Genomic DNA, 13,085 nt, shown 5'->3' with positions numbered 1-13,085 from the left:
CCTGAGTCAGAGAGGTACGTCACCACCATGTCCGCGCACTGCATGCTGACCGGCTCCCGGCCCGGCTTCGGCAACCGCATCTCGCACTCCCACCGGCGCACGTCCCGCCGGTTCGACCCCAACATCCAGTCCAAGCGCTACTGGCTGCCGAGCGAGGGCCGCTACGTCCGCCTCCGGCTGAGCGCCAGGGCGGTCAAGACCGTCGACACGATCGGAGTCGAGGCGGCCGTCGCCCGGATCCGCGCCCGGGGAGTGAAGGTCTGATGGCGAAGAAGAGCAAGATCGCGAAGAACGACAAGCGACAGGAGATCGTCGCCCGGTACGCCGCCCGGCGCGCCGAACTGAAGGAGATCGTCCGCCGCCCGTCATCGACGGAGGCGGAACGCCTCGCCGCCCAGGCGGAGTTGCGCCGGCAACCGCGCGACGCGAGCGCCACGCGCGTACGCAACCGCGACCAGGTGGACGGCCGGCCGCGCGGCTACTTCAGGGCGTTCGGGCTGTCCCGGGTGAGTCTGCGGGGGCAGGCGCATGCGGGGTATCTGCCGGGGGTGCGGAAGTCTTCCTGGTGAGGCGGGGGGGCGGCCCTGGGGGGCGGGTGTCCTGGTGAAGGCCGGACCACCCGAGGGCTTCCGCCGGGGCGGATGCCCAGGTGAAGGCCGGACCACCCGAGGGCTTCCGCCGGGGCGGATGCCCAGGTGAGGGGCGGACGGCCGGAGGGCTTCCGTGGGGTGGTCGTCCCGGGGGAGGCAGACACCAGGGCCGCTCCGCGTCGGCCGGCCGTCCGGTGAGAGCACTTCGGCCACCGGTGCCACCCGGGCCGCCTGCCCGCTGGCGCCGGGACACCCGGGACGCCCCTCACGGGCCGGTCATCTCGGCGGAGAGCCAGACGCCGGGGACGCCCCTCGCCGGCTGGCCACCCCAGTGAGAGCACTCAGACCGCCAGCGCCACCCGGACCGCCTGCTCTCTGGCGCCCGGACCCCCGAGGCCCCCCGTGGGCCGGTTGTCTGGGCAAGAGCCAGACGCCGGGGACGCCCCACGTCGACGGGCCGTCCCGGTGATCGCACCCCGGCCGCCCCTGCCGCCCCGGGCTGACCCATGCCGCCCCGGGCAGCCTCTCCACTGGCGCCCGGACACCCCGCGCACCCCTCACGGCCGGAAGGGCCCGGTCAGCCGGACCCCAGGGAGGGAGGCGCCTCCATAGGTCGGACGTCCTGGTAGGAGCCACGACGCGCGGGGCACCCCCGTAGGCCAGCCAGCCGGTAAGAGCCGGGTGGGGTCGTCCCCCGGGGCTCTTGACCGGTCCTGGTAGCTTGCTTCGGTCGTTCCGGGACAGGGATCGGCCGGCTACAGGTTGGGGGCTTGCAGTGACTTCGGTGATGTTCTGGCGTCGCTCGGACGCCGTGCGCGTCGCGGCGGCGGCCGCGGGGCTGGCGCTCGCGCTGACCGCGTGCAGCAGTGACGGCGACTCCGGGGACGACTCCGCGTCCAGCCCGGCCCCGTCCGCCTCGGCGTCCGCCGACACCGGCGGCGAATCAGGCGACTCCGGCTCCGGCTCCGGTTCCGGTTCCGGCTCCGACACGCTGGCCGGCAGCTGGCTCGCGACGACCGACGGCAAGGCCGTGGCCCTGGTGATCACCGGCAAGCAGGCCGCGCTCTTCGCCACCGGCGGGAGCGTGTGCAGCGGCACCGCCGGCGAGGAGTCCGGGATGCGGATGATCCGCCTGAAGTGCACGGGCGGCAGCAAGGACCGCACGACCGCCATGGTCGACTCCGTGAACAAGACCAGCCTGAAGGTCACCTGGGAGGGCGGCCTCGGCGCGGAGACGTACACCCGGACCGAGGGCGGCAAGCTGCCGACCGGACTGCCCACGGCGGGCCTCGGGTAGGAGTGCGACCGCGGGGCGCGGCCTGCCCGGGTGCGTGAGGGTCCGTCCGTCCGAGATGATCCATCCATCGGAACCGCTCACCGCCATCACGCACCAGAGGTCCCCATGCGCACCCTTCCTCCCCTCGCCCTGGCCGCCGCCCTCGCCGGGACGCTCCTGCTGACCGCCTGCGACGACGACGGGGCCGGAGCCGACGACGTCAAGAACGCGGACCGGCCGGCCGGTTCGGCCTGCGCGCTCGGCGACATGGGCGTGAAGGTCGGGGCCGGCGCCGCCCCGGCCGCCGGGGACACCGGCACCGTCACCGTGACGCTCACGAACAAGGGCGCGCAGTGCACGCTGAAGGGCTTCCCCGGCGTGGACCTGATGGCCGACGACAGCACGACGTCCGTGTCCCCGGACGAGGGCGTGAAGGCCCAGCCGCTCACGCTCGGCAAGGGCGGCACCACGTCCTTCACCATCACCTACGTCCGAGGTGAGGCGGGCTCCGCCAAGAGCCTCCCCGTGCGGAAGGCGTCCTTCACCCTGCCCGGCGCCACCAAGAACGCGCACACCCTGACGTGGCCGTACGGAGAGGTCGCCCGGAAGGACGGGGAGAGCGGCGCGGCCGAGGCCTCGGTGAGCGGCTTCGAGTCCTCGGGCGACTGACAGCGGGTCAGCGCAGCGGCGGCCGGTGCCCGACCTGGGCCCGGTCGGCCGCCTGCGCGCCCTCCGTCCAGCCCGCCGCGTCGCGCACACCGCGCAGCCGGGTCGTGGTCGTCTCCGGGAACATGCGGTCCAGCCGTCCGGTGACCGCGACATCGCGGGAGGCGAGGACCGGGAGCAGATCGTCGGCCACCTGGGCCTGGGCCACCTCCGCCAGGCGGGTGCCGATGCGGTGGGCGTAGGCCGCGAGGAAGGACTGCCGGAACGTCTTGGTGCGCTTGCGGCCCCCCGCGCGCTGAGCGGCCTCCGCCTTCGTCATCGCGGTCGTGGCCTGCACGAGGAGCGAGGTGTAGAGGAGTTCGACCGCCTCCAGGTCCGTTTCGAAGCCGACGACGGTGGAGAATCCGAAGGGTTCGTTCCACACCGCGCGGCAGTGGTTGGCGGAGGCGACGGCGTCCAGCAACACCGCCTTGGCCTGCTCGTACGGCGGTTCCACACCGATCCGGCAGGCGCCGGGGGTGTCGGGCGAGGGCGCACGCGCCGCGAGCAGCGCCTCGTCGACGCTGTGCCGGGCCATCAGCTCCTGCGCCTTGGCGCTGAGCGCCTCCGCCTCCTCCGGGAACCCGGTGGCCTCCGCCTTGGCGAGCAGGGCACGGATACGGGTGAGCATGCGGGACTCGGTCCTGGCCCCACCGGCCGCCCCACCGGCCGCCTCCCCTGCCCTCTGGTCGAGGGCCTCGAGGGCGGGCAGCCGCAGCAGCAGGCGGTACAGCTCCAGCACGGCGGTGGCGTGCGAGAAGCGGTCGGTGCGGGGCGGGGCGTCGGCGGGGAGTTCCGCGAGCTGCGCGCTCCAGCGGCGGCCGCGGGCCCGATCGCCGGGTGCCTGCGCCCGGATCAGCCCGGCCACGAGCAGCACATGGACGTCCTCCAGCTCGCTCCGGACGATCCGTACGACATCGGCCGGCTGCCAGCCGCGCCGCCAGGACGCCGCGACGAACTCCTCCCCGCGCCGGGCGAGTTCGGCATCCGCCGTCGGGTCGGAGGCAAGCAGGGACGCGCCGGTGTCGAGGGCCGTCTCGCCGGTCGCGTACAGGGCGGCTTCGAACGCGCGGTCGACGGTGAAGGACGTACTGCTCACGGCCCGATGGTGCCACGCATTCGACTGTCAACTCACGGTTGACACCCCCGAGAGCGCAACCTACGGTTGACACCATGACGACGAATCCCGACATCACGTCATCCGTGCGCCTCGACGACCTGATCGCGGCGATCAAGAAGGTTCATCAGGAACCCCTCGAACAGCTCCAGGACGCGGTGATCGCCGCCGATCACCTCGGTGAGGTGGCCGACCACCTGATCGGCCACTTCGTGGACCAGGCGCGGCGCTCGGGCGCCTCGTGGACGGACATCGGCAAGAGCATGGGGGTCACCCGGCAGGCCGCGCAGAAGCGCTTCGTGCCGAAGGAGTCGGCCGACCTCGACCCGAGCCAGGGCTTCAACCGCTACACGCCCCGCGCCCGCAACACGGTGATGGCCGCGCACAACGAGGCCAGGTCCGCGCGCAACGCCGAGGGCCTGCCCGAGCACCTCGTCCTCGGGCTGCTGGCCGAGCCGGAGGGTCTCGCCGCGAAGGCGATCACGGTCCAGGGCGTGACCCTCGACGCCCTGCGCGAGGCGGCCGCGGCGGCACTCCCGCCCGCCGTCGAGGAGGCCCCGGAGCTCGTGCCGTACGGCCAGGCCGCCAAGAAGGTCCTGGAGCTCACCTTCCGCGAGGCCCTGCGCCTCGGCCACAACTACATCGGTACCGAGCACATCCTGCTGGCCCTGCTGGAGCACGAGAACGGCGAGGGCGTCCTCAGCGGGCTCGGCATCGGCAAGGAGCAGACCGAACAGTACGTCGTGACGGTGCTGGAGAAGATCATGCTGGCGCGGAAGGAGACGCCGGACGAGTCGTGACAAGGCCCGACGAGGCCGGACGGGGCGGCGGTCGGGGGCGTTCGAGGGGGCGTTGTCAGACCCCCCTGACAGACTCACGGCATGACCGACCGGTGGGCGCTCGCTCCGGCCGAGGACGGTGGCGCGGACGTCGCCCCCCTCGGTCCGGACGGGCTGCCCACCGGGCCGGTGCGGCGGGAGACGGATCCCGCCGAGGCCGTGCGGAGCCGTCCCGGCGTCACGCGGTGGGTGTGGCGGTCCACCGCCGAGGTCTACCCGCGCCTGCTCGCCACGGGGGTGCGAGTCGAGCGGTGTTACGACGTCGAGGCCGCCGAGACACTCCTCCTCGGCCACGAGGGGCGGTACGGGGAACCACGCTCGGCCGCGGCCGCCCTGGCCCGGCTGCGCGGCGGCCCCGTACCGCCCGATCCGCCCCAGCGCTCCGCCGAACCGGGCTCGCAGTCCTCCCTGTTCGAGCCGCAGGGCGTCCCTCTTCCTCTGCCGGACCTCCTGGAGGTCTACGCGGAACAGCAGCGGCGGCACGCGAGCGCCGAGCATCCCGACCGCATGCGGCTGCTCACGGCCGCCGAGTCGGCGGGCATGCTGGTGGCCGCCGAGATGAACCGCGCCGGGCTGCCCTGGCGCGCCGACACACACCGCGCGCTGCTGCACGACCTGCTGGGCGAGCGGTACGCGGGCCGCGGCGAGCCCCGCCGCCTGGCCGAACTGGCCGACGAGGTGTCCACGGCGTTCGGCCGCCGGGTGCGGCCCGACCTGCCGGCCGACGTGATCAAGGCCTTCGCGCAGGCCGGGATCAAGGTCTCCTCGACCCGCCGCTGGGAGATCGAGACGGTCGACCACCCGGCCGTGAAGCCTCTGATCGAGTACAAGAAGCTGTACCGCATCTGGGTCGCCCACGGCTGGTCCTGGGTCCAGGACTGGGTGCGCGAGGGGCGGTTCAGACCCGAGTTCCTGGCGGGCGGGACGGTGACCGGACGCTGGGTGACCAACGGCGGGGGCGGACTCCAGATCCCCAAGGTGATCCGGCGGGCCGTGGTCGCCGACCCCGGCTGGCGGCTCGTCGTCGCCGACGCCGACCAGATGGAACCACGCGTCCTCGCCGCGATCTCCCGCGACCCCGGGCTGATGGAGGTGGCGGGCCGGGAGAGCGACCTGTACCAGTCCGTCTCCGACCGCGCCTTCTCCGGTGACCGCGCCCAGGCCAAACTCGCCGTGCTCGGCGCGGTCTACGGCCAGACCTCCGGCGACGGCCTGAAGAACCTCGCCGCGCTCAGACGCCGCTTCCCCAGGGCGGTGGCGTACGTCGACGACGCGGCCCGGGCCGGCGAGGAGGGCCGGCTCGTCCGCACCTGGCTCGGCCGGACCTGCCCGCCCGCGGCCCGGGCGACGGACGACGGGACGGAGGAGGCCGGCATCCCCGTCGCCGACGACGACCACCCCGACACCGCCGCCCCCTGGGTGCCCGGCTACGCCTCCACCAACGCCCGCGCCCGCGGCCGCTTCGCCCGCAACTTCGTCGTCCAGGGCAGCGCCGCCGACTGGGCCCTGCTCCTGCTCGCCGCGCTGCGCAAGACCTGCGCGGACCTCGCGGCCGAGCTGGTCTTCTTCCAGCACGACGAGGTGATCGTGCACTGCCCCGAGGAGGAGACGGAGGCGGTCGTGGCGGCGATCCAGGAGGCCGCGGCCCTGGCCGGCCGGCTGACCTTCGGCGAGACCCCGGTGCGGTTTCCGTTCACCACGGCGGTGGTGGAGTGCTACGCGGACGCCAAGTGACGCCCCGGCACCGGCCGGTTGATCAGTCGGCAGGGGCCAGCAGTGCGCGGAGTTCCGTGACCACCGTCTGCTCGTCCGTCCCGTCCAGTGCCGCGAGCGCCGAGCGCCACTCCTCGTGCGCCGCCTCAGGCCGCCCCCGCTCCCGCAGCAGCAGCCCACGCTGGTGGCGGGCGAGACCTCCGGTGTAGCGGTCGGCGCGGGCATCGGCCCGGTCCAGCAGCTCGGCGCACTCGTGGGCGGCCCGCCCGGTGCGGCCCAGCAGCCGCAGGGCACGGACCAGCCCGAGCCGGGTCTGGGACTCGCCGTGCCAGTCGCCCTGGCTGCCGAGGATGCGCAGGCTCTCCTCGAAGTGCGGAAGGGCCGCGGCCGGTTCGCCGAGCCGCAGATGGGCGTAGCCGATGTTGCAGTGCGCGGAGTGCCGCACGATGACGGCGCCGATGGCGTCCCCGATGGCGAGCGACCGCCGGTGCTGCTCGATGGCGGCCCGCGCGTCGGTGTGCTCGTAGAGGTTGCCGAGGTGGCTGTGGGTGACGGCCTCGCCGTACGGGTCGTCCAGCTGCCGTGCGTACTCCAGGCTCAGCAGCAGCGCCTCGCCCGCCTCGGTGTGCCGGCCGAGCCCGTCGAGCAGCAGCCCGCGGTTGTTGAGGCAGCGGCGGATCCAGGAGAGGTGGTCCAGCCGCTGCCAGATGTCCAGCGCACGGTCGTTGAGGTCGAGGGCCTCGTTCTGCCGGCCGGTCAGGAAGTGCAGTCCGGCGAGGTCGACCAGCGCGCACGCCTCCGCCGCCCGGTCACCGAGCCGCCGCGCCACGGCGAGGCCGGCCCATCCGAGCACCTCCATCTCGGCGACGCGGCCCCTGCGGTGTGCGTAGGGGAAGATCAGCCGGACGACGGCGGAGACCAGCCCCGCCCGCCGCCGGCACGGGTCGTCCGCGTGCCGCCCGACCAGGGTGACGAGGTTCGCCAGCTCCCTGTCTGCCCATGCGAAGGCCTCCTCACGGCTGTCGAATGGGGCGACGGCGTGGGCGGGCACGTGCCCGTGCGGCGTGCCCGCGGTGGGCCGGCGGCGGTCGTCCTGATCGAGCCCGGGCTCGACGATCGCGACGAGAACGCGCTCGGCGACGGCGGCGTACCACCGCAGGGCCGTCTCGGCGATGTCACCGCCGGCACCCTCACCAGCCGTCTCACCGGCCGTCTCACCGGCCCGTTCCCGCGCGAAGACACGCACCAGGTCGTGCGGCTCGTACCGGCCGTACGCCGTCTCCTCCAGCAGGGCGACGTCCACGAGCCGGTCGAGCGCGGCCTCGGCACGCCGTTCGCCCGTGCCGGTGAGACGGGCCAGCAGCGGGACGCCGTACGTGGGCAGGTCGAGCGCGCCGATACGGCGCAGGGCGAGGGCCGCGTCCCGGTCGGCCTCGCGCTCGGAGGCGGCGAGCGCGTCGTGCGCGACGGCCAGGGACCGGCGGACGCTCAGGTCGTCGTACTCCAGATGATGCAACCGCTCGTCGGCGGCGGCCAGTTGACCGGCGAGGACGTCCGGGGTGAGGGCCTGCCGGGCGGCGAGCCGGGCGGCGACGACCCGCAGGGCCAGCGGGAGCCGGCCGGTGAGGGCGACGAGGGGGTGGCGGGCATCGAGAGTGCCCGGGTCAGAGCCCTGCGGACGGTGCCGGTCGGCCCGGCCCGAGGCCCTGCGCAGGAGTTCGGCGCTCTCCTCGTCCGTCAGCGGGGCGAGCGGGAAGCGGGTCACGCCGTCGAGGGCGGTCAGCGGCGAACGGCCGGTCACGATCACCGCGCACCGGGCACCGCCGGGCAGCAGCGGCCGTACCTGCGCGGCGCTAGCGGCATCGTCCAGCACCAGGAGCGTGCGGGTCGGCGCGAGCAGGGACCGAAGCAATGCCGCTGCCGCGTCCGGTGATTCGGGGATACGGCAGGGCTCGACGCCCAGATCACGCAGCAGGGCGGCGAGCGCCTGGCCGGGGGTGAGGGGAGCCATGCCCGGGGTGGCACCGTGCAGATTGAGGTAGAGCTGCCCCTCGGGGAAACGCTCCGCCAGCTCGTGCGCGACATGCAGCGCGAGCGCGCTCTTGCCGACACCGGCCATGCCGCTGAGGACGGCGGTGGGATGGGGCCCTGGTGCCGTGAGGGCCCGGCGCAGTGAGTCGCGCACTCCGGCCCGCCCCGTGAAATGCGCGGGCGGTGGCGGCAGTTGAGCAGGCGAGGGTGGCGTATCCGGGCCACCGCTCCCCACGGCCCCCCGCAGCACCTCCATATGCGCCTCGCGCACCCCCGGCCCCGGCTCGATGCCGAGCCGGTCGACGAGGCGGGTGCGCAGCCGGTGATGGACGGCCAGGGCCTCGGCGGTGCGGCCGGTGCGGTGCAGGGCGAGCATGAGCTGCCGGTGGTACGCCTCCCGCAGCGGATGCTCGGCGGTCAGCTCCGCCAGCTCCGGCACGAGCCCGTCGAGCCGCGCGCCGCCCAGGGCCAACTCGGCGTCGTGGCGCCACTCCAGGAGCAGCAGCCGTGCCTCGCGCAGCCGCTGCGCGAAGGCGTATCCGCCCACCTCGGACGGCAGCCCGGCGAGGGGTGCGCCCCGCCACAGCGCGAGCGCGGCAGCGCACACGCGGACGACCCGCTCCCAGTCCCGTCCGGCGTGCGCGGCCCGCGCCGCGGCGACCCGGGCGTCGAACAGATGGACGTCCAACTCGCCCTCGTCGACGCGCAGCACATACCCGGACGGCACGGTCCGCAGCCGCTCGGGATCGTCGAGCAACCGCCGCAGCCGGGCCACGTGATTGTGCAGCGAGGCCTGGGCGGAAGCGGGCGGAGCCCCGCCCCACAGCGCGTCCTTGAGCGACTCGGCGGAGACGACCCGCCCGGCGTCGAGCAGCAACGCGGCGAGCAGCACCCGGACCTTGGGGCTCGCGATGCCCCGCGCCTCGCTCCGGCCGCCTCCGCCGCCGTCGCCGTAGAGCCCCGGCGGCCCGAGCAACCCGAACCGCAGCGCACACCGCTCCCCGGAGCCCGCCGCGCTCTCGTCACGGCCCGAGCAGGGAGATGCCGCCATCGCTCCCCGCCTTCCCGTGCCACCGCCCTCGACGAATGTCCGCCCCCTGGCTGACTGTTGGCCATATGTTAGCGATCCGTTGGCGCGACCTGATGTGATCACTACGTCGGATCTGGCCGGGCGGCGTGCGCGTCTCGGCGCGCCACTCGGGGGAGTGTCGCCGCCACGGCCGGTTCCGGGTCCCGGTCGGCGGAGGTGAACGGCCGGGGCCCACTCAACTCCCGCCCCGCCACCGCGGCTCCGGCCGTCAGATGACGGGCGGCCTCCCCAGCCGCGTGAGCCGCCACACCGTGCGCCAGCGCATGGGCCGCCGCTCCCCCGCCGGCTCCCGTACGCCTTCCAGGAATCCGCCGAACCACGCACGCAGCCCCGCGGCGGAACGGTTCCGGGCGAGGGTGAGCAGCACCCACACGCCCAGATGGACGGGGACGAGCGCGACCGGCAGCCGGCGCCGGGCCAGCCAGACCCGGTTGCGGGCGTTCACGCGGTAGTAGATGGCGTGCCGGGCGGGCGAGGTCTTCGGGTGCTGGAGCAGCAGTTCGGGCGCGTAGAGGATGTGCCAGCACGCGTCGGCCGCGCGCCAGGCCAGGTCGGTCTCCTCATGGGCGAAGAAGAACTCGGCGGGCCAGTCGCCGACCTCGTCGAGCATCGCCATCCGCAGCGCGTGCCCGCCACCGAGGAACCCGGTGACGTAACCGCCCCGCAGGGGGTCCGAACCACCCACCCGGGGCACGTGCCGCTGCTGCGTCTCACCGAGTTCGTCGGCGATGCGGAACCCGACGATGCCGAGCCGTTCGTCGGCGGCGTACAGGTCCCGCACACGGCGCAGCACATCGGCGTCGACGAGCAGCCCGTCGTCGTCCAGATCGACGACGACGTCGACGTCACCGAACTCCCGCAGCCGCGCCAGGGCAGCGTTCCGGCCCCCCGGGCACCCCAGGTTCTCGTCGAGCTCCACGGGCGTGACCTCACCGGGCAGCGACAGCCGCCGGGCGAACTCGGGCAGCGGGCAGCCGTTGCCGACGATCACGATCCGCTCGGGCGGCACGTCCTGCTTGGCCACGGAACGGAGCAGCGCGTCGACCTCCTCGGGCCGATTGCCCATCGTCACCACGGCGACGGCGATCCTGGGCGCCCCCATGTCCTCACCTCGTCCCGGTCGGCAGCGGACGGACTGACCGGCGATGCTAACCGTTCACGGTAGGGACCCCTTAAAGACGCCTGCCGGACGGCGGTTCGCCTACGCCGTTCAGCGCAGGCCGCACCCGAGCGGCACCCGACCGGAGCGGGCACAGGATGTCGGGTGCGGCAGGACCCGCGCTGCCTAGCGTGAGAGCACGAAAGGAAGGAGACCGGACGTGCTGGACCGGCTCAACCAGGCGATGGCCCAGATCGAACGGAACCTCGGCGACAGCGTCGACGTGACGGACCTGGCCCGTACGGCGTGCACCTCGGAGTACCACCTGCGTCGCATGTTCTCCGCGCTGGCCGGCATGCCGCTGTCGGAGTACATCCGCCGCCGCCGGCTGACGGTCGCGGGCGCGGAGGTGCTGTCGGGGGACGCGACGCTCCTGGAGATCGCGATCCGCTACGGCTACGGCTCCGGCGAGGCGTTCGCGCGGGCGTTCCGCACGATGCACGGCGTGGGCCCGGGCGAGGCCCGGCGTACCGGCGCCGCGCTCGTCTCCCAGCCCCGGTTGGCCTTCCGCCTCACCGTCGAAGGGAACAGCAGCATGCACTACCGAGTGGTGGACCGTCCGGCCTTCACCGTCACCGGCTTCAAGGCCCGGATCCCCCTGGTCCACTCAGGCCCCAACGAGTCGCTCATCGACTTCGTCCGGGGCCTCGACAAGCAGGCCCTGGAACACCTGAAGAAACTCTCCGACCAGGACCCCCAGGGCATCGTCGCGGTCTGCGACGACCTGGACCCGAGCCGCGCGGAGGGCACGGAACTCGACTACTACCACGCCGTGATCACCACATCCCCGACCCCGACCTCAGCCCCGGAGGGCACCACCGCCCTCCCCGTCCCGCCCGGCACCTGGGCCGTCTTCACCACCTCCGGCCCGGCCCCCCAGGCCATCCAGCACCTCTGGCGAGACGTCTTCACCGAGTGGTTCCCGTCCAACCCGTACCGCAGCCGCCCCGGCCCGGAGATCCTCCGCACCCACCTGTCCCCCGACGGCCGGGAGGCTGACGCCGAACTGTGGCTCCCGGTGGAGCGCGAAGCCTCCCCCTGACACGAACCCAGTGGAGCCGCCTTCGGGATTCGCTACCACAGTGCAACCTCGATGCGACGCTCAAACCCAGGCGAATCGGTGACAACAAAAACAAGATCGCCGCTCTGCGGGCGCAGATTGGCCTCTTTACTCACAGCCTTTGTACGGCGACCATCCCGGTAGGTCAGGATCAGTTCAACCTGCGCATGCCACTGCCACATCCCCTCCCGCATTGCTTGGGGCGTCACACTGATCAACGACTCGACAAAGCGCCGATACTTTCCCCGGATCGGCAGATATGACGACAGGACCTGTGGGTCGAACCAATCTGCGGGCACGGCCCCGAATACGGCGTCAACCTTCTCCAACGAGGTGATCCGCAGTACGGCAGCATTCGGGTCGGTCTCCACCGTGGGACCAGAGGGCACCAGGTGGCACTCATAGCCAGAAGTTCCAGGCTGCCATTCGACGACCTTCCACGGATTGTTCTTTGCACCGTCCGGCCCCAGCCCCATGTGTCGCCAACCCGGCCGGTACCCATGGCCGATGTCCGGTATTCCCTTGCCTGCTTGGCCTACAGAATCAGCAAGACCACCAGCACCAAGATCGTGATGAACAGCATCGCCACCCCCGCGCAGCTCCACGCCATCCGTCGGAGGAGTCGCTCGGTGTCCGTCCCCTGTGAGGTCTGCTCGTCTGTCCGGGGTTTCGGGGTGGCGGTCACCGGTGTCGGCGCCGCCGGCCCTTTTCCCCGCCCCACCTCTCCTCCCGGCGAGGAGGACACCGGAGGGGATCCAGGGCGAGCAGGAACTGGGGGGCGCCGGCCGGGGCGTACGAGCAGGGTCACCGCGGCGTCCGGCCAGGCCGCGCGGAGCCTGGTCACGGAGCTGGAATCCGCGAAATCGTTCTTCGCATCCGATTCGTAGACCAGGTTGCCCAGGACTGCGATGCCTTCCTCACTTCCAGAAAGCAGGCGTGACACTCTCTCCAGGAAACCGCGCCGGTCCTTCGCGTGTTCGTGCACGCCCCACCACACCTCAGAAAGGACTCCCTTGGGCTGTGTGCAGGCCGAGGGGGACGGGTTCAGGTCCAGGTTCTCCACCGCTGCGTCGAATCGTTGCCTCGTCTCTCCGCGGTGGTTCGGGGTGTGCTTCCCTCGCAGACGGCTGATTGCCTCATCGGGGAACTCATGACAGAGCGCGTCGGCAAGGCGCGAGGTGCCCTTCGCGCCCGGCACTTCTTCCAGCCACAGGGCGAGCAAGGGAAGTACGACGGCTGTCACGGTTGGTTGGCCGCAAACACCGTTGAGGGCGAGTTGGAACTCGCGCCGGCGTCCCCGGGCGTCCTGCCGTCCCGAGGGGATCGGGGACAGGTACACCGACCAGTCGCCGGAGCGGGCCTGCACGCAGAGCCCCTGCCTGTTCCAGTTCACCAGACCCGCGAGGTCGAGCCACCACTCCCTGTCCGGCTCGCCGCCGAGGAAGTCGTACTCCTCATTCAGGCCCTCGCCGCGCATCTTGATGTGCACGTCCATGGGCCCTCCA

At 72.9% G+C, this 13,085-nt stretch carries 12 protein-coding genes; 7 read left to right on the top strand and 5 right to left on the bottom strand.

The features are described from left to right. Window positions 1-27 precede the first annotated feature (27 nt). The 4 genes from rpmB to ACFT4A_RS18535 all read left to right on the top strand — a co-directional run bounded on the left by rpmB (window position 28) and on the right by ACFT4A_RS18535 (window position 2,535). Window positions 28-264, top strand: coding sequence for a 50S ribosomal protein L28 (rpmB, locus tag ACFT4A_RS18550; RefSeq protein WP_382831368.1), 237 nt, complete (start codon window positions 28-30; stop codon window positions 262-264). Further along, on the top strand, window positions 264-569 hold the full coding sequence (rpsN, locus tag ACFT4A_RS18545) for a 30S ribosomal protein S14 (RefSeq protein ID WP_382831365.1): 306 nt from the start codon (window positions 264-266) through the stop codon (window positions 567-569). The genes rpmB and rpsN overlap by 1 nt, the downstream gene beginning before the upstream one ends. An 808-nt stretch (window positions 570-1,377) precedes the next feature. Next, window positions 1,378-1,887 (top strand): hypothetical protein, encoded by a 510-nt coding sequence (locus ACFT4A_RS18540; protein ID WP_382831362.1) that lies wholly within the window; start codon window positions 1,378-1,380, stop codon window positions 1,885-1,887. A 105-nt stretch (window positions 1,888-1,992) separates the two neighbouring features. Further along, window positions 1,993-2,535, top strand: coding sequence for a DUF4232 domain-containing protein (locus ACFT4A_RS18535; protein WP_382831360.1), 543 nt, complete (start codon window positions 1,993-1,995; stop codon window positions 2,533-2,535). Between the two features lie 7 nt (window positions 2,536-2,542). On the opposite strand, the gene ACFT4A_RS18530 is transcribed toward ACFT4A_RS18535, so the two are convergent. Next, window positions 2,543-3,670, bottom strand: a complete 1,128-nt coding sequence (locus ACFT4A_RS18530; RefSeq protein ID WP_382831357.1) for a DUF2786 domain-containing protein — start codon at window positions 3,668-3,670, stop codon at window positions 2,543-2,545. A gap of 74 nt (window positions 3,671-3,744) precedes the next feature. On the opposite strand from ACFT4A_RS18530, the gene ACFT4A_RS18525 reads away from it, so the two are divergent. Both ACFT4A_RS18525 and ACFT4A_RS18520 read left to right on the top strand, forming a co-directional pair. Continuing rightward, window positions 3,745-4,488: a Clp protease N-terminal domain-containing protein gene (locus ACFT4A_RS18525; protein ID WP_382831355.1), complete on the top strand. Its 744-nt coding sequence runs from the start codon at window positions 3,745-3,747 to the stop codon at window positions 4,486-4,488. Window positions 4,489-4,569: 81 nt separating this feature from the next. Beyond that, window positions 4,570-6,261, top strand: a complete 1,692-nt coding sequence (locus tag ACFT4A_RS18520; RefSeq protein ID WP_382831352.1) for a bifunctional 3'-5' exonuclease/DNA polymerase — start codon at window positions 4,570-4,572, stop codon at window positions 6,259-6,261. A 22-nt stretch (window positions 6,262-6,283) separates the two neighbouring features. Here the strand turns inward: ACFT4A_RS18520 and ACFT4A_RS18515 are convergent, their stop codons facing one another. Next, window positions 6,284-9,322 carry a BTAD domain-containing putative transcriptional regulator gene (locus tag ACFT4A_RS18515; RefSeq protein ID WP_382831350.1) on the bottom strand — a complete coding sequence of 1,013 codons (3,039 nt, stop codon included), beginning with the start codon at window positions 9,320-9,322 and terminating at the stop codon, window positions 6,284-6,286. A 247-nt stretch (window positions 9,323-9,569) separates the two neighbouring features. Next, complete coding sequence (locus tag ACFT4A_RS18510; RefSeq protein ID WP_382831347.1) at window positions 9,570-10,463, bottom strand: glycosyltransferase family 2 protein; 894 nt, start codon at window positions 10,461-10,463, stop codon at window positions 9,570-9,572. Window positions 10,464-10,680: 217 nt separating this feature from the next. Between ACFT4A_RS18510 and ACFT4A_RS18505 the strand changes: the two genes are divergently transcribed. After that, window positions 10,681-11,562, top strand: a complete 882-nt coding sequence (locus tag ACFT4A_RS18505; protein ID WP_382831345.1) for a helix-turn-helix domain-containing protein — start codon at window positions 10,681-10,683, stop codon at window positions 11,560-11,562. Between the two features lie 32 nt (window positions 11,563-11,594). Here the strand turns inward: ACFT4A_RS18505 and ACFT4A_RS18500 are convergent, their stop codons facing one another. Together ACFT4A_RS18500 and ACFT4A_RS18495 are read right to left on the bottom strand one after the other, a co-directional pair. Beyond that, window positions 11,595-11,951, bottom strand: coding sequence for a hypothetical protein (locus ACFT4A_RS18500; RefSeq protein WP_382831342.1), 357 nt, complete (start codon window positions 11,949-11,951; stop codon window positions 11,595-11,597). Between the two features lie 164 nt (window positions 11,952-12,115). After that, window positions 12,116-13,075 carry a hypothetical protein gene (locus ACFT4A_RS18495; protein WP_382831340.1) on the bottom strand — a complete coding sequence of 320 codons (960 nt, stop codon included), beginning with the start codon at window positions 13,073-13,075 and terminating at the stop codon, window positions 12,116-12,118. Window positions 13,076-13,085: the final 10 nt, after the last annotated feature.

Source organism: Streptomyces sp. NPDC057099 (genome assembly GCF_042671245.1).
GTDB lineage: Bacteria > Actinomycetota > Actinomycetes > Streptomycetales > Streptomycetaceae > Streptomyces > Streptomyces purpurascens.
Note: the sequence above shows the minus strand (reverse complement) of the source record. Positions and strands in the feature narration are given on the sequence as shown.

Bases quoted from the DNA above. Each gene is read 5' to 3' on its own strand.
- rpmB (WP_382831368.1), top strand. From the start codon at position 28: ATGTCCGCGCACTGCATGCTGACCGGCTCCCGGCCCGGCTTCGGCAAC.
- rpsN (WP_382831365.1), top strand. From the start codon at position 264: ATGGCGAAGAAGAGCAAGATCGCGAAGAACGACAAGCGACAGGAGATC.
- ACFT4A_RS18540 (WP_382831362.1), top strand. From the start codon at position 1,378: ATGTTCTGGCGTCGCTCGGACGCCGTGCGCGTCGCGGCGGCGGCCGCG.
- ACFT4A_RS18535 (WP_382831360.1), top strand. From the start codon at position 1,993: ATGCGCACCCTTCCTCCCCTCGCCCTGGCCGCCGCCCTCGCCGGGACG.
- ACFT4A_RS18525 (WP_382831355.1), top strand. From the start codon at position 3,745: ATGACGACGAATCCCGACATCACGTCATCCGTGCGCCTCGACGACCTG.
- ACFT4A_RS18520 (WP_382831352.1), top strand. From the start codon at position 4,570: ATGACCGACCGGTGGGCGCTCGCTCCGGCCGAGGACGGTGGCGCGGAC.
- ACFT4A_RS18515 (WP_382831350.1), bottom strand. From the start codon at position 9,322: ATGGCGGCATCTCCCTGCTCGGGCCGTGACGAGAGCGCGGCGGGCTCC.
- ACFT4A_RS18510 (WP_382831347.1), bottom strand. From the start codon at position 10,463: ATGGGGGCGCCCAGGATCGCCGTCGCCGTGGTGACGATGGGCAATCGG.
- ACFT4A_RS18495 (WP_382831340.1), bottom strand. From the start codon at position 13,075: ATGGACGTGCACATCAAGATGCGCGGCGAGGGCCTGAATGAGGAGTAC.